This is a genomic window from Candidatus Zixiibacteriota bacterium, from assembly GCA_021159005.1.
GTDB lineage: Bacteria > Zixibacteria > MSB-5A5 > UBA10806 > 4484-95 > JAGGSN01.
This window is the reverse complement of sequence record JAGGSN010000148.1, coordinates 1-21,824: the sequence shown is the minus strand read 5'-3', so window position 1 is coordinate 21,824 and position 21,824 is coordinate 1. Positions and strand designations below refer to the sequence as shown.

Here is a 21,824-nt window from a genome sequence, read left to right as displayed (position 1 = left end):
TAAACACTATTACTTTATTCATATCGTCATTAAATACAATATTTGAACCAACAATTAACAATCCATTCATTTGTTTCTAACTTACTTTAATTAAAGCTGTTATACAATCATATTTTTACACAAACATCATTATATTTGTTAAATATTTGAATATTGTATAGTATTTAAACATTAGACACAAGCCAAAGAAGTATTTTTACTCGTTTTAGTATAATCACAAATGATAAAAACAAATCCATTTTTTTAATTCGTTAATTGTGACCAAAATGCTTCGTGGCTAAAACCCCAATGGGACTTTAGAAATAACCCATCGAAATTTTCCCATCTTTGTGCGCGGGATTGACTCCACGAACTCTATGTCAATTTTCATATCATCACCAACTCGCTTAATAAACTCATTTAATAGATACTTGGTATCATCATCTTTATAGCCCGGCAGTTTCACAATTTTTATTCTGATATGTTCCAAATCCTCTTGAATAATCTGTGATTCGGCAACATAGCGCATAGGCTTAAAAGGATGCGTTAAAATTGATGATGATATTAGCCTTCCATCTTTAGTTGTGATAACATCTTCAGCCTTAGTTGTAACATCCTCCATTAATGGAAATTCTCTGCCGCAGGAGCATTCATTTTTTTTAAGTGCTGTAACATCGCTGGTCTGGTATCGTATTAACGGCATAGCATAATTGTGAAGTCCGGTGGCGATAATCCTTCCCATCTCGCTGTCAGATGCAGGTTCATTATCTTTATTTAGAATCTCCGTTATGCCATAATCCATATTCAGATGATGTCCCTCATGAGCCGAACATTCGGTTGCAAATATCACTCTTTCCGCCATTCCATAAAAATCATACAGAGGACATTTAAAAGCTTTTTCGATAACTTCTCTTTGTTGAGGAAATAACGTTTCGGATGATGTGAAAACCGCCTTAAGAGGCAAAGATTTATTCTTGCTCAATAGAAATCGGGCAATTATATAGGCAGTTGATGGGTATCCCTCAAAGGCAGCCGGTTGAAATCGTTCTAAGTCATCAATATATTTATCGATATTGTTTGATGACAAATGAAAACTTGAATAGAATCGATGATTTAAAATCCAATTTGTTCGCCAATACGGAGGTTTACCTTGCGTGATAGGAACTGCCACTCTTCCGAGGAATAAAGCAATTTTATCTCCTATATCGATTTCCCCCTCATTTTTCTGACGCCAGTCTACAGCATTTTTTACTAAACATGCGTGTTTATCATAATAGAATTGTAATGGTGTCCCCGTTGTCCCACTGGTATGTCCTTTAATAAGTTGGGACGGCTTATAATTATTAGCTGTTAACTCATTCAAATTATGCTTTATATCATTCTTGGTGAGTACAGGTAATTTATAGAGATCCTTTATAGTTTTTATATCATCCGGTTTAAGCCGCCGTGAATCCATTATATTTCTATAATAAGGAACATGATTGTAGCTGTGTTTAATCAGCTTTCTCAGCTTTTCGCTCTGATATTCCTTTAACTCATTTATTGAATACCATTGGCTTTTATCAAGTTTGTCAAGCTCGATTTGCAGTTTTTTACCATATTCCCGCAAGTATATTTTTAAGCCATAAAGACTGATTCCAATATTTTGAAAAAATACTGGACTATTATTGTAAAGTTTTTCTATAGAACTATTCATTTTATCAATCTTTTCTTCATAGCGTTTAAAAGATTTCCGATTAGAGGTCTGACTCCATATTTATGTAAATGATATAGATAATGTAAGTAAATCTCCCTACGGAATAACTTTGTATTTTTATTCAGTTCACTATTATAGTTATCATTATCAGTACTATTATTGCTAATTTTTAGTGAAAGTTTTTCTAATTCCTGTTTTAATATTTCGCCAGCTTGCCCATGAACAATTTGGGGTTGATATTTGTTATTTATTTCAATCGGGATAATTTGAAAATCGATTTCTGCTTTTTTGGAAATAATGCATTTTAAAATCATCGTTTTTCTTAAACGCTTTTGCCACATATCAAAAATGAAATTCCCAAGGCTATAGGCAATCACACCGCCATTATATTTTTCAACCCCCTGTATAATATGCGGATGATGTCCCAGAATTATATTCGCGCCGGAATCGATTAATTGTCTAGCTAAATTTACTTGTTGGTATGAAGGGTATTCGATAAATTCATCACCCCAATGAAGAGTAATTACCACACAATCAGCCAAATCTCGAACCTTGCAAATTTCATCTTTTATCAGTTCCAAACTTGGCTTATTCCACAACGGTGGATCTTTAAAATACTGTTGAGGTCTGAAATTATAACCTAAAAAACAGAATTTCAAACCATTTTTCTCCATAAAATACTGGTTTCTTACTTGCTTTTCTGGAATTTCAATTCCCGTAAAACCAATATTGTTCTCATTTAAGATATCTATCGTCTCTTCTAAGCCTTTGCGGCCATGCTGCATCGTATGGTTTGATGCTAAAGCGACAATATTAAAATTCGACTCGACTAAACCATGAATGGCCTCAGGTTGACCTCGAAACTGAATTGATTCAAAGTTGTCAATCTGCTTATTAAAGGCGGAAATAACAACTTCAAGATTACCAATTACAATATCACCTTTATTCAATTCTTCAGCTATATGTTGAAAAGGATAATTCGAGCCATACTTTTCGATCATTGACCCAACGCCAAACCCATAGCATACCGGTGAATCCCCAAGCATGATATCACCGACAGCCAAAAGAGTAGTATTTTTTAATAAAGCGCTCAATTGATTATAGCTGCTGTTCTGATATAAACATCATTGAGTAAAGGACCTATTGAAGTCCATGAATACTTTCTAACCATTTTATCCCTGGCATTTATCTCTAATTTTTTTCTTTTTTCATCATTATTTAAAATTTCAATAACATGAGTAGCAAATTCCTGAGGAGTAGCTCCAGTTAAAATATCTTCACCATGCGAAACATCTATCCCCTCACACCCTATCGGATCGCTAACAATAGCCTTACCCATAGCCATAGCATCGAGTATTTTCAAGCGAGTACCGCCGCCAACCCGTATAGGCACCACATATACTGCCGCTTTGGCAATATATGGACGAACATCATCGACAAACCCCAAAACCTTGAAAGATTCATCTTTTTTACTGAATTCCAATAATTCCCGCCCTGGTTTCATACCAATAAGATTCATGCTAATATTCGGGATTTTAGATTTTAAAATCGGCCAGATATCGTTTTTAAAGTATATCATAGCATCCAAGTTTGGAAACCAATTTAAACCTCCTGCAAATACCAAGCTATTTTTTTCAACTAAATCATTATCCGGCTGGAAATACTCAATATCCACGCCATTAGGCACAACAGCAATATTAGCATCGGGGCAGTGCTTAGCTAAAATAGTTTTATCTTCCTCAGAACAGGTTGTATGATATTTAATATACTTACCAGATAGAGCTTCATGCCGCTTGAGTTTCCAAGCTTGTAATAACAAATATACTTTGCTAAACCAATTTTTAACAGCCTTACTTCTACGGTAAATAAGCGCAGATTCAATATTATGATGCACTAAAACTGCCGGAATATCCGGGGCAAGCTTGGCATATCTTGCCAGACCTATTGTACCTATTTCAACCACATCAAATGAATTGGATGCTATCTGCTGTTTGATAGCATGTTTCATTTTCTTCGATCGAAAATACCAATCGGAATATGGAGCAAACGAGAATATATTCAATAACAACATTGCGTACCATGCAAGCTTTTTATTGTCAGTTGGAATTTCAAATACTTCTAAATGTTTACAATATTCTTTAATTTCCATCACATACTGATCAAATTTCTCCGGATTTTCAAGATGCGCTTGTTGATAGAAAGTAAGCATGTAAATATCGTTATTTTTACTGGCTTCCTTAAGTAAGTTGTAATTTCTTATTCTTACTCCGCCGCTTGGCGGATAGGGCAGAAGGTGAGTTATCAGTAGTATTTTCATGCTTGATTCACCAAACCATAATAGAGTTTATTAATTCTAATAATATGGGCATTGATATCAAATTTTTCTTCAATTCTCTCGCAAGCTTTTCTCTGAAGCTTACTTTTTAGGCTGCTGCTTTCAAAAACTTTCAAACATCCTTCAGCAAGAGCACTGAAATTCCCCGAATCTATCAATAACCCGGATTCGCCGTTTATCAATATTTCCACCATCCCGCCTACTGAAGTTGAAACTATCGCCTTTCCCAACGCCATCGCCTCCAATACAACCATCGGAATGCCCTCATGGTATGATGAGATTATAAAAATGTCAAAACAATTTATTATATCAATCACATCATTGCGGAAACCGGGAAATATTACTTTCGAACCCAATCCCAGTTCCTTAGCCTGAACCTCAAGTTCGGTTTTCATAGGACCATCACCAACAAGTAAAAACCTGATATCCGGTTTAGACTCTGATATTTTTTTAGCGGCTTTTAGAAACAGATCAAACCCCTTAACAGGCACCATCCTGCCAACAGACCCAATCACAGGCATATTCTCATCAATACCAAATTCCTTTTTTATATCCGATGGCGGTTTAATTGGTTTTGTCTTAGCAGCATCAATCGAATTATGTATGGTTATCATTTTTTCGGGATTGATTTTATTTTGTAATTGTCCTTGAATATCGTTAGAAACGGTTATCACTTTATCATAATATTTGTTTGTAAAATAAATATTTAGCCATGAAATTATTTTTGTTTTCAGAATCTTAATTCCTGTAAACGGTTCACCTAAACCATGAACGGTTTGAACAAGATATTTAACAAGCCCGTCTCTTTTTAGCAAGCTTCCAAGTATGTTTTCCTTATAACGATGACTATGCAAAATGTCAATATCTTTACCCTTCATATTATCTTTAATCTGACGCAAAATGCTGAAAAAACCATATTGCGATTCATCAATCACCGTTGTTTCAATACCGGCTTTGTGTAATTCCACAGCCAATTTGCCCTCATTGAGAACTATGGCCGAGATACTAATATCGGGCACTGCTTTTAATGCCATTGTCAGCGTATACATCTGAACCTCGGCGCCAGCCCATAAATCGCCGGAAATAAGATGACAGATATTTATCTTTCTGTCGGTTTCCATACAATAAATCTTTCACCACGGAAAAAATAGTACCAGGCTACAAGGATAGAATAATTGACCATAACAAAAAACAGCGGGATTTTAAAAAATATGGTATCCTTAAGCTTTTTATTAAGTGAAGCAAATAGCGCAAGAGCATAGAATACTACCTGCGCGATAAAAACCGCTATAAAAATTAAATGCTGATTAATTAACAATAAATTAGACAGAAAAAACATTATTAAGTAGATTGGTACTAACCAGCGAGATAGTTTATGTGTCAATACCTGAATGGAATATGTCCCGTACCTAAACGGGTTAGCAATACGTCTGAATTTAAAAAACACGCTCATACCATGAACAATAGTCCGCACCTTTCTGATGAATTCCTTTTCCGGCTGTTGAAGAACTTCATAATAGCCGATTGCCTCTTTCTCCAGAATTATTCTAAACCCGTTCATATAAGTAATAATCGGCGTAAAAAAATCGCTTGAAAGATGAATTGGCCAGTTATTGCATAGATGCTTTCGTATCGCAAAGAATGAACCCGATACGCCAATCAATGAGTCTACTGCGCTTTCTAATGTTCTCAATATCATTTCATATTTAACATAGGCGCCCTCACCCTGAATATTATTATCATCGCCCTTAATTTTATCGAACCCCGATACGCAGCCGATTTTGGAGTCGGCAAAATTGCGGGAGATTTTTTCAATAGCGTTATTTTCTAAAAATGTTGCGGCATCAGTAAAAACAAGAATGTCATATTTGGCGATTTTAATTCCCTCATTCTGGCCATAGTGTTTGCCATGACGGGATGGTATTGAATGAAGCCGTACGCCCCGACTCTGAAACTGGCTGATAATTTCCTCCGTTCGGTCGGTAGAGCCATCCGAAACAACAATGATGTCCAGCTTTTCTTTCGGATACGAAAGAGCTAACGTATTTTCAATCTTCTGCTTAATCCGCTTCTCTTCGTTATAGGCTGTGATAATCAGGCTTACCTCCGGGTAATAATCCTGACGGTTGACCTTTTTGGTGAAAAACAGGGATAACAAGCCCAGTATTAACAAATAGCCAAAATAAGTCCAGAATATCAAAAATAGCGAAACCCAAAAGATGATAGTAATTATCGTTATGATGTCCAAATAATTATTCCCTCTATTATTTCAAATGCTATTTCTTGCGCAACTTTCCCAATATCCCTTTAATAATGTTCTTCAGATATTCATATAATTCATATAGAGCCGGTTTCAAGTCGTCCCGGTTGAGTATTTCATATTTCATACCTGATTGAAAAAACCTGAAAAACTCTTTTAACACAGCCAACTTCCCCGGAAATCCATCAGGCAGATTCAGGTTTTTATCAGACTTAAACAGACGAATCAGGAGATGGTCAATATCACCTATCAGCCATCGCGTTTTAATGCCTGCCTTATAATCGAGAATCGGCTGAACGTCCTCGCCCATAACCGACCTGTACAATAGATATGGAAAATCAACACCCGCGTCAATGCCCAATTGAAGCGATCCCCAGAATCGAGCATTTATTTCCATAATCTTTGGCAGATTGTCTCGCCGGTCAAGCTTAAATTCTACCATAGCCGCGCCCTGCCAATTAAGAGCCTTGAGAATTTTTAAAGAATATTCTTTCATGGCCTTATCGACCGGAACGCTTTCCCTTAAAACACTTACCCCGCCGGAGGGTGGTTTTTCACGAATTCGACGGTGAAAGAATACTGCCAGCGGTTCGCCATCTTTGCACAGCAGGAAGGCGCCCCCGCCAGGACCCTCGATTCTTTCCTGAATTAGAGGCAGCGGCAGAGAGGAATCCCAATTCTTGCAGGTTTGAATAAGGTCGGTTTCAGTATGTGCATAGCTTATGCTTCCGTGTACCCAGCCGTTCGATGTTAATGTCTTAGACAGCCTTGGCTTGACAACTACGGGATATTTTAAACTCTTTGCCAGCTTCTTCGCATCATCCAGATTTTCTATAAAATAGGTTGCCGGTGTTGGCACATCCAACGATTTACATAGCTTAATCACCTCGCCCTTATCCTGAGCTTTTTTATAAATTTCAGGGGGCGGCATAGAAATATGCGTATATTGCGATAGTTCTTCTGCATGTTCATTAGCTAAGAAGCATGTTATATCTGTCATCGGGATGAGCATATCATAGTCGTTATTTTTTAGCTCATTTTTAATATCCTCGATAAACTTGAGGGGATTTTCCTCCGGCGATGCGTAAATTACCCGGCTGCGGCAGTATTTGGATTTCGATGCCAGACATGGATGCCTGTCCTCGGCGACAGAAACTGCTATCCCTTTTTTGCCCAACGAACGAACGAGGGCAAGAGTTGATCGCTGGTGGCCGTCTGCTGCAAGTATTCTACGCATATTTTATTAATCCGTTTAAAAATGCCATTATCAGAATATCCTCTTAAGATAGCAAGCAAACATCGCTTTAGAAAACCTGCCTGTAATGCCAGTTGATACGCCATCATGAATGCCTGTTCTTCTTAGAGCAAACAGGTCGGGCTTATCTCCGGCTGGCTCGCATCCGGATGTTGCGACTGCGCTTTTATATCCGGCTTTTTGCGCTAATATTTTCGTATCGGCATTATAATCGCCATTAGGATATGAGAAGACTTGAATAGGGCGATTTGTATTTTTTTCAATAATCTCTTTCGATTTTACCATTTCCTTTCGAACTTCATCGGGCGGCAGTAAAGTCATAATTTTATGAGATTGGCCATGCGAGCCAAAATCGATATTGTTTCGCATCATCTCATTAATCTCATCCCAGGATAATGTCCAGCGTTTTTTATCAGTATGTTGACCGCTTTTAGATAACATCAAATCAATAATCCTATCCGAAACCTCAAGGTCATACTGTTTGAGTTTTTCAATCAATTTGTCAGGATTATCTCCAATATCAACAATATCGTTAGCCTGAGGCAGATTCGCCGCATCTCTATCATCGAATTCTTGTTTGACCTTATCAAAGATATCAGCCAGTCCATCGCTTAAATTATAATTATCGGATAGGGCGATTATAACTTTTATAAACCAGAATAACTTGCCGGTATTGATAAAATCAGTAGGCAAAAAAATCATAGCCGGTATGTTGTGTTTTTTTAGTATTGGATATGCGCAATTATAATTATCGCGCCAGCCATCATCGAAAGTTATACATACGGTTTTGCGAGGCGGTCTTTTCTCAGCCTTCAATAAATTCACAAGCTCATCAAAAGCGATGATATTATAGTTATGAGAAAGATAAGCAATCTGCTTTTCGAATATATTCTCTGAGACTATCATGCCGTCTTGAAGATATTCTCTCTCCTTAGCTGTATCCCCTAAGACACAGTGATACATCAGAATAGAAAAATCATCCGGCGTTGAAGTCAGTCTTTTGATGATATCGAAAAACGACAGCAAGCCGGAATAATAGATACAAACCGCCAACAGATGTTTAATAAGCCTTTTAATAAATGCCGTCAATTTACCTTACCTTATAGTCAGGCAATCGATGATTTTTTCTATATCATTGCTTCTTACATACGGATGTGTCGGCAATGTGAAAAGCCGATCTACTACAGTCTGAGCGCCTTCAAAGCTACCTTCCTGGCCGGCTAAATATTTTTCTATTCCTTCTATCTGATTTATTGTCGATGGGTACATTGCGCTTGCCTTTATCCCCCTTTTTCCAAGTGCGGCAATAGCCCAATCACGTTCCTGTTTATTTCGCGCCAGTATGGGCAAACGCAGGTAAACAGGGCAATTGGTTTGACTGTACCCGGGGATGCGGTAGCGGTCATCTTTCGATAATCCATCACAAATCGCTTTAGCGTTCTTTACGCGAATAGCATTGAAACTATCGAGTTTGGAAAACATAACAGCGCCGGCGCAGCTTTGCAGGTCAGATAAAAGCCCCATATTGAATTGTTCATCAAAGAAAGTTTGTCCCAATTTAAGAAAAGGTATTTTATTGGGAAGCCAGAATAATCTTGCGTTTAACATCATAGCATAAAGAATTATTTTAATAACTATCATCAGTTCATCTTTAATACCGGGCAATTTCAAATCATCAGCGGCTTTTTTTACTCTATCTGCAATCTCGTCATCGTTAGTAACCATTAACCCGCCTAAATATGTCGAGAGAGGTTTGCCTCGGTCAAGGCTGAATATACCGGCATCACCAAAACTACCAGCTGGCTTGTCATGATAGCATGAACCCATCGCCTGAGCGGCATCATCAATAAGGTAAATATCGTTATGTTGTTTGATTGATAATAATTTATCCCAATCGCTGATAATACCAAACAGACTGCTGGGGACAATTGCCAGAACTTTCTCGAAATCGAGCCTTGACAGTTTCTCATAATCAAAATCCATAGTCATCGGGTCTATGTCAACTGGCCGTATCTTAAGCCCGAGTCTGGCGATTGGCGCAGCTACTGTAAAGCATGTATAGGAAGGGATAACGACATCGGTTTTTGATGAATCCGATAGTTCGATTAGAGCTTTTAGAATATGATAAAGGGAGGTTCTTCCCAAGTTGAAAAGGAAACAATGTTTTGCTCCTGTATGTTCTGCAATCTTGGTTTTGAACATCTCGGAATATTTCTCTGAATTGGCGCGAGCTTTGATTATTTTGAGTATATCGGCAAATGATATGGGAAAACCGGCGGGAGGCAATAAATATAGCATAATATAATTACCGAATAAAGGCGTTTACGGATGACTTCAAATGATTGCTGCTTTCGAACATTGCTGCTTAGCGCGCTAATTGTTTTCTAACTATTGGCCCTATGTATCTCGTTAATGGCAGTGGAATACACTTATTCCAGGCAGTGCTGAAAAGCCTCATTGTTTTCGATGAGGAATCAAAAGAGCTGCCTGAAGGCATTTTTTTATTGGGATCGATATTTATAAGATAATGATTATAATCCATAAGTTCTATACCCCATTTTTTCTTGAATTTCTCCTGACCGTCATATCGAACAGAACCCATATCGAAAAACTCGTAATTGTTTTCAATGCCCCATTTTATAAAACGCCAATGGCAGAGATCATTAGGGCGTTTATCCCAATAGGCGGAGTCTGATACTATGTTGATTATATGAATCCCTTTGCCTACGGTAAATCCCAAAAGGGCAGCGATTATTTTATTGTCGTATTCAGCCCAGAATATTTTCAGGTTATCTTTTAGATGTTTGCAAAAACCAGTATAATATGACAAGGGATGAGCCGGAACTCCCAGCCGTTTCATTGATAGCAAAAATAAGGGATAGAAATATTTGCTAACCATCTCCGGGTCAGATTTTTCATAACAAATAACATTATTGCGTTCTGCCTTGCGAACCGCTTTACGCACCATGCGATTAATCTTTTTAGTGAAGAAAGTCTCGGCATCCATGTCAAGCGTTATGACAGCGCGGAAATGCGGGGCTATAGGCATTAGATGTTTATTCCTTTCGCTTTCCGGAATGCCAAACCCGCCATGAATTTCGGCAAGACCTGCTTTTGCCTGTCTCATAACTGCTCTGACAGCACTAAAAACCTCCTCATGCTCCATGGAAGTCATATCGTCTAAAAGCAAGCCTCCATATTCAGAGAATGGCTGAGAAACCATCTTTTTGCCCAAGAAGATGCTTTTGCTGACAAAGAAAGGAATTAAGCCTACAATGGTGCCGTTTTTTTCAAGCATATAATAATATGGCGTGTAATTATATGAGTTTTCCACCACTTTCTTATAGCCGGACAAATGACAAAATCTTCCCTCGGGATGATTGACAACAAAATTATCCCATAGTTTTATTTTATCCTTTTCCTCGGATAACGGGATTAAGTTTATAGTTTTGGAAATACTCATAAGTTTTTTCATTTCGTTAATTTCTACAATATCCTTCATAATAAACATAGTCGGCTGCCAAATGTTGTTTGGCAGCCATAAAAGCGATTCTTCTTAGTATTTTAATACCATCAACATTTTCATTTAAAATAGAACATAACAGAATTAGAGTAAAGAGCATAATTATTGCAAATCAATTTATTTTTAATGATTTTTCCTCTCAAGACATTTTTGATAAACCGCTTCATATTGTTTTATCATATTTTCAATCCCGAACTTCTCCCGAACATGAGCCTTCGCCCGTTGTGATATGGACGAAGATAGTTCTCGGTTTTTCAGGCAAATTAATGCTTTTTGAGCCAGGCTTTTTTCATCGCGAACAGGCACAAGATAACCTGTTTCACCATCAGTAATTATCTCCTCAGGTCCGCCGCTTTTAGTAGCGACAACCGGTACGCCGGCTCCCATCGCCTCGATAGTCGCAATCGATAAGCCCTCGTTGATTGAGGAAAGCATAAAGATATCAAGAATTGGCAATATATCGGGTATATCTTCTCTGAAGCCCATAATTTTCACAATACCGTTAAGATTGAGTTTTGAAATTTCGTCATAGATTATCTGCTTAAGGTTATCAGGTCCATCCCCAAATATAAGAAATCTTGCCTTTGGTTTTTTATCCGCAATTAATCTGGCAGCGCGGATAAAATACTCATATCCTTTCGCAGGTCTTATATTGGCAACCATGCCCACTAATATTTCATCCGATTTGAACCCAAGCTCTCCTTTTTTAACTGATATATCAATAGGGTTATCAAACTGTTTCCAATCAACGCCATTATAAATCGTTTGAACTTTAGCCATAGGGAACCCTGCTTTATCAGTTAAATCAACTTTAAGGAAATCTGAAACCGAAACAACCATTTTAGTAAGCGTTTTTACCAAAAAAAGCTTGATATTATTGGGACTGAATATGCTGTTGGTAAAAGCGATTTTCCCATGATATGTTGCGACTGATGGCGTTCCGGCTAACTTGGCAGCCAAACAGCTATAGGCATTAGCATCCGGAAGATGAGAATGAACCAGTTCGATTTTAAATTTCTTAATTATCTGCCGTATTCTATTAATCAAACTCAAGTCAAACGAACGGCAGCTTTCAAGAATATATGTCTCGATTCCCTTCTCAATCAGCTTTTCATAAAGCCAGCCGGTTTGGAATAGGACAACCGATGAGTGATAGATATCCTTATCAAGATTATTGACGATATTCAGAAGAACAGTCTCAGCGCCGCCGGTTCCGGATGTTTCGCAGATATGAAGGATTTTTATTTTATTCTCAGTCAATTTTTCAACCTGAATATTTTAGTATAGTTTTTATTCAAATTATTAAGGCTTGGAGTTTGTCGAAAGCGCGAACTTGGCGGATGTATTTATATTTTTATTTTCCGGTTCAATCAAGTCAAGCTTTTGCTCAATCCTTTTAGCAGTAATATTATATAGTGAAGCAGTAAAAGCCATTATGATAAACAGATGCGGATAATATAATACGGTAATAAATGAGCCGGATGTAATATAGCCGACCAAGGCCAAATCCAAGCCATGGCTGAAATTATATATAAAATCGTTTTTCATATTATGTTTTATCAGAAGCTTACGGATTTGGCGATTGCGCAGAAAAATCAGAAAGATAGCAGAAAGCACGCAGGTTATGCCCACAAGCCCCAACTCGGAGATAGCTTTTATGAAAATATTATGAGGCTCTAACGCCCCGGCTCTATCTTCGCCATGCAAGTAGTATCTTCCTGCGCTTTCGTGGAAATTGTTAATTCCTATTCCAGTAAGAGGATGGTCAAGAAACATATTAATACCTGTTTTCCATAGCAGAAGCCTATGGGCGGATGTATTATCTTTTTCCTCTTCGGTGGCGGCTATAAATCTATTTTTTACGACATCCGGAGCGCTTACCCAATAGGTTGCTGCTAATAGAATAATTGAAACTGCAGTCGGCAATTTATAAGATGACTTTAGCCAAAAAATCAAAGCGATAACCGCAAAGCCGACTATACTACCCCGCGCGCCGCTTTTTACAAGCGACACAGTAAAAAAGATAGTAAAGATTAACCCGATTATTTTCAATATTGTATTTTTCTCGGCTTTCATTAGGTAAAATGCCAAAGGTACAACAACACACATTGCCACACCAAAATCGCCGGCATTTCCGAAAAAAGAACTACTGCCGCTGCCCATTCCCTCTCTGATAAAATGGCTCTGGAAACTTCCGGACGCCGCTAACCCTGCACCATAAGCTCTAATTTGATGTTGGCTCATTTTGAAATTCAGCAATAACAGAAGCCACATTGACATGCGCCATTTAGGCTGATCGTCCACTATATTTATAATCATGATATAGATAATCAGCCATTTAAGTAAATCGATAACTCCTTGAATAGATTTGTCTAAATCCATAGCTGCTTGAGTAGATATGATAGCTGTTATTAACCAAATGTACATAACCCAATTAAGTTTATCGCTGACAAAATTTATCTGCCCTTTCATTTTTGAGCGTATTACCCATATTAGTAAAGTTAGGACAATGATTATTTTGCCGCTGTGGATAGCGCCAAGTGCCGGAATCATCTTTGCCATGTTGCCATATTCAAATGTAATATAGCCGAGAACTCCAAGGAAGGGATGGAATATAAGCGACATAGCGCCAATTATGCCTCCGATTGCCCCTATTATTATAAGCGGCTGAACAAAGGCAATCGCAAGCCCGCCAACAAGACAGAGAGTCAGCAGGCTGGCAATCCATAAGGTTTTTGTGGTTAGGTAGGTTTTCCGGGGCGCGCCAGAAATCTGATTTAAATGTTTTCCACTATTAATGTTCATGTTCCACTATAATTTTATACATTATCAAGTTGCTTTCTTTGATAATATTTCAAAATTAAGAAGAGCTTTTTTCCTTAAGGATATTAGGATATCAGCAAGCTCAAGCTTAATTTCATCTTTTTCTATCCATATATTATCAAAACGTTTAATTAGAGAATCCTCATCAATGTTGTCAAGATTTACGCACCATTCTTTATGTCCAATCTCGCTAAATAATCTTTCAACCTTGGGCAAATATGAAATCCCTATGAAAGGTTTTTGAGCGATTATCGAAAATATTATAGAATGAAATCGTTCGCCAATAACTATATCAGCTTTGCTAAATAAACCTAAAATATCCATTGGAGATTTCTCTTTATAAAGGAAAAACACATTATTATTTTCCCCGAACTCATTTTCAAGAGTTCTTATTCCAGGTCGGTCGTCATCGTTGCCGGAAAATTGAAAAGGGAAAAACCAAATCTGAGCATTATATTGTTCTGTCGCATACCTGCAAAACTTGATTATTGATTTCTTCAACATTGGATTTTGAACATCGCTTCCGCGAATGCTAATAGCAATTACAGGATTCTTGTCGGCAGTTAACTTTTCGCCCTTCATAATTTCCACTATCTGCTTTGACGGTGATGGTTCCAATAAAATTGCAATATCTCCAGTTATGTAAGTTTCAGGATTTGATACGCCAATTTGGTTTAGTGCTTCCTTGGATTCATTGTCTCTTACAGTAATTAAATCGACAGTGTTAAGGATTTTTCTTAAAGCAATTTTTGATTTATTTTCATAAAGAGGACCTACTCCCACGCCTATGACATTAATTGTTTTCCCCGATTTTTTCATCCAACTAATCTTGCCCAAAAATTCAAGGAGATATTTATTCTTTGCGGGCTTATCAAAAAATAATCCGCCGCCGACGACAATTAAAGCGGATGATTCCTTAATCCTATTTAATGTGTTAATAAAATTAACCCGGTTTCGTCCAAGCATCCCGATAATATATCGGACATAATTAGATGGCAAAATATTTGGCAGAGAAGCCGTTTTGTGCATTTTTGATGTAAAATCCGTATTACCTGATAAAACACAAAATTCCATATCGGGATAAATATCTCGCAATTGATTGAGCATACAACTTAGAATAGCCTCATCGCCGGTGTTGGCATTACCATAATATCCAAGTATTAGAATCGTCTTTTTGCTGTTTTGTTCCGTTGTATTACAAACCATTTCTTGCAATTTCCTGATTATTTGCTAATTCTCGTCTTACTTATCTTTCCCTTGATATATATAACTAACTCTCCAATAAGTTCTTTAATCTTGATAAGTTCATCTGGTTCATAAAATTTTACTAAATATAATACTATAGGATAACTGAGAGAAATTATAAACTTTATAGTTATTGAAATAATAAAATTATCCACTTTTACATAAAAAGCCAAAACATATAAAGCCAAAGCAACTATAAACAGCTTAAATACTCTTAGAATTTGATATTTAATATAATATATTTTCTGGGTAACATAATAATTAAAAATGCATAGTAAGCCATATGATATTACCGTCGAATAGGCAGCACCCCATATTCCAATTCTTGGTATAAGCAAGAAATTCAAACCCATATTAATGGCGGCTATTATTATAACAATATATGCAATATACTTAGTTTTCTTAGTAATTAATAATCCTAATTGCATGTAAAAATACGCGCCTGATAAAATATATGAAAATGCTATAATTGGCACAATAAAGCATGCATTATAATATTCGGGACTGGAAATTATTTTAAGGGCATCAATAATGATTATTGAAAGCGATAAGCCAAAAAAGATCTCTACAAACATAAAATATGTAAATATTAATGAGAAAAATTTCTTAGCATTTTCCTTTTTAGCAATTTCAAACATCTTGGCTTGCCATATAAGCATAAACGGTTGAGCAATCACTGAACTCATTATCATACCGAATTTATAGCCAAGAGAATATATTCCGACATCCGAAAGCGAGGTGAATCGCTGAAGAATAAATCTATCGGCGAAATTCAAGATAAAATAGCCTAATCCCGCCGGAATCATAGGCGAACCATATTTAAACATTTTACTAAATTTGCTTAAGGAAAAATGAAAGCCGCATATTTTTATAACATAAATTGAGAATATTATGCTAATAACGCTTTGCGTGGTTAATGCGCTCAATATTATGCCTCGAATACCCCAGCCGAAACCAACAATGAAAAGAATGTTTAAGATGAGATTAATTATAAGCTTAACTAAGGATATTGTAGTGAATAATACAGATTTCTGTTGAGCGCGGATGAAAGACATGGGTATTTCGCCGGTCAAGCTGAACATTAAACCCAAAAATACAAGGCGGAATAAACCCGTATAGTCGCTGCTGCCAAAAACAATATTTGAAACAGATGAGGAAAACAACGCTATCACAACAAAGCCGCTTAATGATATTACCCATATTGCAACCAAGGCTGTACTGACTATTTCATTTTTTTCCTCGGGGATTTCGGTATCATAATAAAATCTGAAAAGCGATTGGCTAATACCTGCCGCTAAAAACATGCCCACAATATATGTGGTCAATTCAAGAAGTTCGAGTGTGCCATATTCGCTTGTTGAAAGGTAATGCGTATAGAGCGGTAGAAGGATAAAACCGACAACTTTGCCAAGCATACCACCCATACCATAAACTACAGAATGCTTGATTATCGATTTAAAATCATCAAACATTGGTTGCCAGCACTGGTTTTGATTTAATGAAATCTATGCTAATCTCTCCTCGTCCTTATGGTTTCTGAATCGAATGATGGATAGAGTTTTCTTTTCAGCCGCCTAATTAATATGATTATACTTGAAGGCATTAAGCTTGTAATATAATACAAATAATATTTCCAGTTCCATTTACAATATTTAATACTTTTGGAGAATGCTTTCCTCGCTTCTTTGGTATTTTGATTTTCGAAATATTTGTATCCAGTGTTAAAATAAATTTGCCCCATTTTTTTTGGTACGACTTTATCAATATTTTTTCGTACATTATCGCCATAATTCGAATGAAGCATATCAATGCTAATCTGAATACAATTAAATAAATCGTTATTTTGACGTGTCATCCGATTGGGGTGATCTCTTACAGATACAAGCGATTGATATATCAGTTCGACTCTATAATTACTGGCAATTCTTATCCACATATTATCATCTTCAGCCATTTTTATACTTTCCTCGAATAACCCAATGTTGTCAAACACTTCCCTTCGAATCATGACAGTAGGAGTTGCAACATAGCTATAGAGAAAAATGTTTTCTGCAAGATTACCGTGCATTAGCCTCTTACGCTTTCCAAGTGAGGATTCGTAAACTCCGTTCTCATCAAATAAGCTGTTTTCGGTAAATACCATGCCAATATTTTGATTGCTGTCTAAAATTGAAACCTGCATTTTTAACTTTTCGGGATGCCAGATGTCGTCAGAATCTATAAAAGCGATATATTCGCCTTTAGCTTTTTTAATACCATTATTCCTGGCAGCGGCAGGTCCTCTGTTTTCTTGATAAAAGTATCTTATTTTATCGGAATATTTTTCAATTACCTGCTTAGTATTATCAGTAGAACCATCATTAATGATAATAATTTCATAATCCTTAAATGTTTGAGCAAATACACTTTGCAAAGCCTCATCAATGAAACCGGTTGAATTATAAACAGGTATAATGACACTTACCTTGGGCATGCAGTCCCTTAATATTTCTTTAATAGCCTAAATTGCTTTGATTTAAGCCATCCGAATCACCGCTATTTCAATTCTTAATTTCAAAAGAACAATTCTATTATTCAATCAAAATCTGGCGAACATTTTTCAATTCATATTATTAGATTAATCACCTAAAGTCCAAACATAATTTCTCAATTGATAGTAATAAACCGCGCTTATTTGATTCTTGCTTATAAATTTACAATAGTAAATCCATTATAATCGCATTGAGTGTTATTAGTATATTGCTAATATTCAATATTTCCCATATTTTAACACAGTTTCTTTATAATATTCATTATAAATTAAAAACAACAGGATGCCTTATCGGCAATAATAACTGCTTTAACCGTTGTTTTAACGATTTTTTTTTGATCTCGGTTTTCTTATTGGCAGATTTTCAAAATGCTTTATCACCATCTGTTTTTTTTGATCCTTGGGCATCTCTTCCTCTTTAGGGAAAGGATATTCTTTACTTCTAATAGTATTTTTACTGCTCATTTTAATTTTTCTGAAAATATCGACATGTGATACTAATTTTGCCGGATTTCCCATTATAATTGAATTATCAGGGAAACTATTCATAATTACCGAACCTGCCGCTACTATGCAATTATCTCCTATTTGGACATCAGGCAGAAACATGGATTTAAAGCCAATAAAACAATTGCTGCCAATTTTAATTTTTCCGAAATGACCAAATATATCATTTTCCCCGTCATTAAAAAGAAGTACAGCGCCATCATGAGTAATAAAATCGACACAACCGGATATAATCGTATTGTCCCCAATTTCTATTAAATACGGCTCTGTCGAGTAGGTAATATTTCCAAGAAACCTGCAATTTTCTCCAACATGTACTCCTGCATCCTTGGCGCATTCAACATTCCAGGCTATATGGTCTTTTCGCATAAGTTGCTTCATGTAAAAAGTATGGTAAAAATCTTTAAAAGATTCTAATCTGCGCAAAAAGGTGATTTTCAGAAATAGAATTATAACATCAACAATATATCCTTTAAGTTTCCTTGTTGTTAACACCTGCTTCTCCTAATATTAATCATATTGATAGTTGTAATTGTCTTCATAATGTTGATGCCGCTGCATAAGATAATCAATAAAATAATTAGTCAGGGGGGGGTTCTATTATCAATTTGCTGTTGTCATAATCCCTAAGCAAAACCCTGGCCGGATTGCCGCCAACAAGGCAGCCATCAGGGATATCTCGTGATAGTATGCTGCCTGATGAAATAGTAACTCTGCTGCCGATACTAATAGCTCCGGTAATTACCGAACCGGTACCCACCCAGACATTATCACCAATAGTAGGGATATTTTCAATTCCCATCGCATGTCCTATACCAATCGTAACATTATGTGTAACACAAAAATTTTTCCCGATATTACAAGGACCTATTATTATTGTTCCCGTATGGCCAATATATAATCCCGGTTCAATATTGACAGCATCAATGTCAACATGGTAAATAAATTTAATTATATAATCAAGAAACCTATGAATGATTTTATATAATAGTCCCAGCAGCTTATTTTTTGCATAAACTTCCCCGGCATATTGCCCGAATCGATAGACAACGACGCAATGCATTCCGAATTGATAAAGCCAGATTTTCATTTTTTTGCTTAGCGAGGGCGAGGTTGTGCCGCAGCCCCGATAATAATAATTTTTTATTTCATCCCTAAGCAAATTCTTGGTTTTATGCATAATTATAAATTTAATATTTTAAATTAACGAACTAAGTAAATTCTCTCCTATTCACCTGAATTATATTGGCTAATTAAATCAAGGACTTCCTGCAAATCAGCGCCGCCTTCACGGAAGGCTTTGATTTTTCTGTCGATATCGAACCTGAAAGTTGAGGGAGAATTGTAATCATATACTATAGCAGCGATTTCCGATTCATTGGTCGTGCCAAAACCAAGACTTTGACAGCCATCCATAGTCAACCGGCTGTTGTTGCTTTCGGGATTGTAATCAGGGTTAAAATGCTGCGATTCGGGATGAGTAGGCCATAAAACATATTTGCTCATATAATAATCTAAAGTAACCGGATCCTCGCCAAAGCCGACAGTTTTGGCTTGGGTTGCAAGAGAGGAAGTTCTATCACCCCACCCCACCCATTCGGCGGTTGTTAAGAAGAAATCAGGTTTCCTGCAATTATTCATCCAGCCTCCAATAGCCTGACCAACCTCATGGGCGGTATGCGAGTAGCCATCATGAAGAGTAAGGTAAGGGGGACCGCCAATTTCAGTGATGCCCAAAAACGATTTCAAAGCGCTGGTTATACCGGCATAATCCATTTGGCCATTACCGCCGTGATTGTTTAAATTCGGCATTTTTATAAACTTTAATGACGGCTGATTATCGTACCCGTTGTCGTAAATTCCATTTTTCAAGTCGATAATCTTATTCGAATATGGAGAGCGGATACAGGGATATGTTATAGAATACCATCTGTTTGATGGAGGTGGACATTGATATGCACAGCCCTCCCTAACCCAACCCTGTCCCTCATGCGGACCGGTTACAACAGGCCAGTTTGATGAATCATCGGTATTGCGCCATAATCTTACTCCATTAACATTATTATGCCCCTGTGAATGATAATAGGCTATCATATCATTAAAATTGTAAGGGCCATTTCTTAATAATCCATTTCCCGTGGCTGTCCAATAGCCAGTGGAGGAAAACTGGGTACATTCAGTGAAAATGATTTCGCCGCTAAAACCGCTCGGCCTGTTTAGGATTAGGTCAATCAGCCCCATACAGCAGGCGCAATTTGAGCCGCCCTGATTAGTCCATTGGCCGTTCGGATTAATCACAACAATATCCTCTGAGCCTATTATATTTTCAATCCCGCCAAAACGCATATCAATAACTTTGGCTACATTTTCAGCGGGTGTTCCGTTTTTCGCAACATAAACACTAGCCATGATAGAAGCGTGGGCTTGCTGAGGTCTAAACAACATAGAATCGAAAACATAACCACCTATAAAAGCGCCGCTAACATATTTGCTGATATCTTTTATAAATTTCCGTCTGTCGATTGACTTCATAAACGCCTCGCTATTTTAAAAATACTATTTTCCCCGAAGAAATATTATTTCCTGTAATTAATTTATAAAAATATACACCAGCAGCAACAATTTTTTCGGGTTTCCAACTAATTACAAATCTGTTGGCAGAACTATTGATGTTTTCCGTAAAAACATTTCGGCCATTAATATCAAATATTGCTAATCTGATAAAAATGTTAGAATCCAAATGATTGCTTAGTTTAAATAATATCTCGCTATTAAATGGATTAGGGTAAGCCGTACAAAGCAGTGGTTTCTCCGGCAGCGTTTCGGTATTCTCATCAATATGCGAGCCTGAATAAACGGTTAAATAAATACTGTCGGAGGTTGAAAATATTCCCGACCCGCTGCCATAACAGCATATTGTATGAAATGGAAGAGTATAGTTTCCGGTATCAGAACAAATCGCTTGGTATTCCAGATTAATTGTGTCTCCAGGCGCTAAAATTCTGTTAGTGCTATCATCAGGAACAGGAAAATCGATAACCCATCTGTATGTGTTATTAGATGGAATAATATGGCTATTAATCGCTCCCGAATAATAATAAACGATGGAAGAGCTATTAATCTGCATTGATGATGAAATTATACTAAACTCTGAGGGCAGATTATCTGAAAAATACAGGTTGGCTAAATAATAGCTCTCGTTGTTTGTTATGCTCCAATTTACTGTCAGTGTGTCAGTTAAAGCAAATTCCGTTGAGGAGACGGAGTAACTTGAGGCTATATTTAAGCTTTCCGGGTAAATAGTCTCATAAGCTGACAATCTACTGCAGCATATAAGAATCACTAATGTTATTAGAACTAATATATTAACCTTTGATAGCTTACAGTATGAATAACAGAAGCTTATCATAAAATAACCCTGTCTATTAAACCATCATTTGCAATTTACTTAGTTATTTAAAATATATCGGTTTAAGATAGGTAAAATCAATTGAATTCTTACTTTTTATTTCCTTGATTAACAGTATGTTATCTCAGATAATCAGCCTGTCCTACTTTAGTTATTATATCCCTACTGTCCGGCCTTTTCAATAGAATTCTCCAATTAATACACAATAAATGAAGCTTGCTTAAGCCATAACATATAAAACAATAAGCCGCTATAATATCTT

The 21,824-nt window shown here is 36.7% G+C and carries 18 protein-coding genes; all 18 read right to left on the bottom strand.

The window, feature by feature from the left end; all coding sequences use genetic code 11:
- Nucleotides 1-277: 277 nt before the first annotated feature.
- Nucleotides 278-1,675 carry a phenylacetate--CoA ligase family protein gene (locus J7K40_09895; protein ID MCD6162709.1) on the bottom strand — a complete coding sequence of 466 codons (1,398 nt, stop codon included), beginning with the start codon at nucleotides 1,673-1,675 and terminating at the stop codon, nucleotides 278-280.
- The gene (locus tag J7K40_09890) at nucleotides 1,672-2,769 is read right to left on the bottom strand and encodes a CapA family protein (protein MCD6162708.1); all 1,098 of its coding nucleotides are present in this window, start codon (nucleotides 2,767-2,769) and stop codon (nucleotides 1,672-1,674) included. Before J7K40_09890 ends, J7K40_09895 begins: the two co-directional genes overlap by 4 nt.
- Nucleotides 2,766-3,992: a glycosyltransferase gene (locus tag J7K40_09885; protein MCD6162707.1), complete on the bottom strand. Its 1,227-nt coding sequence runs from the start codon at nucleotides 3,990-3,992 to the stop codon at nucleotides 2,766-2,768. Before J7K40_09885 ends, J7K40_09890 begins: the two co-directional genes overlap by 4 nt.
- On the bottom strand, nucleotides 3,989-5,131 hold the full coding sequence (locus tag J7K40_09880) for a glycosyltransferase family 4 protein (GenBank protein MCD6162706.1): 1,143 nt from the start codon (nucleotides 5,129-5,131) through the stop codon (nucleotides 3,989-3,991). Before J7K40_09880 ends, J7K40_09885 begins: the two co-directional genes overlap by 4 nt.
- On the bottom strand, nucleotides 5,110-6,258 hold the full coding sequence (locus J7K40_09875) for a glycosyltransferase family 2 protein (protein ID MCD6162705.1): 1,149 nt from the start codon (nucleotides 6,256-6,258) through the stop codon (nucleotides 5,110-5,112). Before J7K40_09875 ends, J7K40_09880 begins: the two co-directional genes overlap by 22 nt.
- Nucleotides 6,259-6,286: 28 nt before the next feature.
- Nucleotides 6,287-7,507: an ATP-grasp domain-containing protein gene (locus J7K40_09870; protein ID MCD6162704.1), complete on the bottom strand. Its 1,221-nt coding sequence runs from the start codon at nucleotides 7,505-7,507 to the stop codon at nucleotides 6,287-6,289.
- A gap of 30 nt (nucleotides 7,508-7,537) precedes the next feature.
- Nucleotides 7,538-8,614 (bottom strand): polysaccharide deacetylase family protein, encoded by a 1,077-nt coding sequence (locus tag J7K40_09865; GenBank protein ID MCD6162703.1) that lies wholly within the window; start codon nucleotides 8,612-8,614, stop codon nucleotides 7,538-7,540.
- A gap of 6 nt (nucleotides 8,615-8,620) precedes the next feature.
- Complete coding sequence (locus J7K40_09860) at nucleotides 8,621-9,823, bottom strand: DegT/DnrJ/EryC1/StrS family aminotransferase (GenBank protein ID MCD6162702.1); 1,203 nt, start codon at nucleotides 9,821-9,823, stop codon at nucleotides 8,621-8,623.
- A 67-nt stretch (nucleotides 9,824-9,890) separates the two neighbouring features.
- On the bottom strand, nucleotides 9,891-11,027 hold the full coding sequence (locus tag J7K40_09855) for a GNAT family N-acetyltransferase (protein ID MCD6162701.1): 1,137 nt from the start codon (nucleotides 11,025-11,027) through the stop codon (nucleotides 9,891-9,893).
- 144 nt (nucleotides 11,028-11,171) lie between these two features.
- Nucleotides 11,172-12,308, bottom strand: a complete 1,137-nt coding sequence (locus tag J7K40_09850) for a glycosyltransferase (protein ID MCD6162700.1) — start codon at nucleotides 12,306-12,308, stop codon at nucleotides 11,172-11,174.
- A gap of 42 nt (nucleotides 12,309-12,350) precedes the next feature.
- On the bottom strand, nucleotides 12,351-13,853 hold the full coding sequence (locus J7K40_09845; GenBank protein ID MCD6162699.1) for an O-antigen ligase family protein: 1,503 nt from the start codon (nucleotides 13,851-13,853) through the stop codon (nucleotides 12,351-12,353).
- A gap of 24 nt (nucleotides 13,854-13,877) precedes the next feature.
- Nucleotides 13,878-15,077, bottom strand: a complete 1,200-nt coding sequence (locus tag J7K40_09840; protein MCD6162698.1) for a polysaccharide pyruvyl transferase family protein — start codon at nucleotides 15,075-15,077, stop codon at nucleotides 13,878-13,880.
- Between the two features lie 17 nt (nucleotides 15,078-15,094).
- Nucleotides 15,095-16,588 (bottom strand): oligosaccharide flippase family protein, encoded by a 1,494-nt coding sequence (locus J7K40_09835; GenBank protein MCD6162697.1) that lies wholly within the window; start codon nucleotides 16,586-16,588, stop codon nucleotides 15,095-15,097.
- Between the two features lie 38 nt (nucleotides 16,589-16,626).
- Nucleotides 16,627-17,589, bottom strand: coding sequence for a glycosyltransferase family 2 protein (locus J7K40_09830; protein MCD6162696.1), 963 nt, complete (start codon nucleotides 17,587-17,589; stop codon nucleotides 16,627-16,629).
- 378 nt (nucleotides 17,590-17,967) lie between these two features.
- The gene (locus tag J7K40_09825; protein ID MCD6162695.1) at nucleotides 17,968-18,648 is read right to left on the bottom strand and encodes an acyltransferase; all 681 of its coding nucleotides are present in this window, start codon (nucleotides 18,646-18,648) and stop codon (nucleotides 17,968-17,970) included.
- A gap of 85 nt (nucleotides 18,649-18,733) precedes the next feature.
- On the bottom strand, nucleotides 18,734-19,333 hold the full coding sequence (locus tag J7K40_09820; GenBank protein ID MCD6162694.1) for a serine acetyltransferase: 600 nt from the start codon (nucleotides 19,331-19,333) through the stop codon (nucleotides 18,734-18,736).
- 47 nt (nucleotides 19,334-19,380) lie between these two features.
- The gene (locus tag J7K40_09815; GenBank protein ID MCD6162693.1) at nucleotides 19,381-20,685 is read right to left on the bottom strand and encodes a hypothetical protein; all 1,305 of its coding nucleotides are present in this window, start codon (nucleotides 20,683-20,685) and stop codon (nucleotides 19,381-19,383) included.
- 10 nt (nucleotides 20,686-20,695) lie between these two features.
- Nucleotides 20,696-21,562: a T9SS type A sorting domain-containing protein gene (locus J7K40_09810; GenBank protein MCD6162692.1), complete on the bottom strand. Its 867-nt coding sequence runs from the start codon at nucleotides 21,560-21,562 to the stop codon at nucleotides 20,696-20,698.
- Nucleotides 21,563-21,824 lie beyond the last annotated feature (262 nt).

What these genes read in the sequence shown, in the direction of transcription:
- J7K40_09840 (MCD6162698.1), bottom strand. Translation starts at nt 15,077, where the DNA reads ATGGTTTGTAATACAACGGAACAAAACAGCAAAAAGACGATTCTAATA.
- J7K40_09860 (MCD6162702.1), bottom strand. Translation starts at nt 9,823, where the DNA reads ATGCTATATTTATTGCCTCCCGCCGGTTTTCCCATATCATTTGCCGAT.
- J7K40_09835 (MCD6162697.1), bottom strand. Translation starts at nt 16,588, where the DNA reads ATGTTTGATGATTTTAAATCGATAATCAAGCATTCTGTAGTTTATGGT.
- J7K40_09895 (MCD6162709.1), bottom strand. Translation starts at nt 1,675, where the DNA reads ATGAATAGTTCTATAGAAAAACTTTACAATAATAGTCCAGTATTTTTT.
- J7K40_09880 (MCD6162706.1), bottom strand. Translation starts at nt 5,131, where the DNA reads ATGGAAACCGACAGAAAGATAAATATCTGTCATCTTATTTCCGGCGAT.
- J7K40_09810 (MCD6162692.1), bottom strand. Translation starts at nt 21,562, where the DNA reads ATGATAAGCTTCTGTTATTCATACTGTAAGCTATCAAAGGTTAATATA.
- J7K40_09845 (MCD6162699.1), bottom strand. Translation starts at nt 13,853, where the DNA reads ATGAACATTAATAGTGGAAAACATTTAAATCAGATTTCTGGCGCGCCC.
- J7K40_09885 (MCD6162707.1), bottom strand. Translation starts at nt 3,992, where the DNA reads ATGAAAATACTACTGATAACTCACCTTCTGCCCTATCCGCCAAGCGGC.
- J7K40_09815 (MCD6162693.1), bottom strand. Translation starts at nt 20,685, where the DNA reads ATGAAGTCAATCGACAGACGGAAATTTATAAAAGATATCAGCAAATAT.
- J7K40_09820 (MCD6162694.1), bottom strand. Translation starts at nt 19,333, where the DNA reads ATGCATAAAACCAAGAATTTGCTTAGGGATGAAATAAAAAATTATTAT.
- J7K40_09870 (MCD6162704.1), bottom strand. Translation starts at nt 7,507, where the DNA reads ATGCGTAGAATACTTGCAGCAGACGGCCACCAGCGATCAACTCTTGCC.
- J7K40_09855 (MCD6162701.1), bottom strand. Translation starts at nt 11,027, where the DNA reads ATGAAGGATATTGTAGAAATTAACGAAATGAAAAAACTTATGAGTATT.
- J7K40_09830 (MCD6162696.1), bottom strand. Translation starts at nt 17,589, where the DNA reads ATGCCCAAGGTAAGTGTCATTATACCTGTTTATAATTCAACCGGTTTC.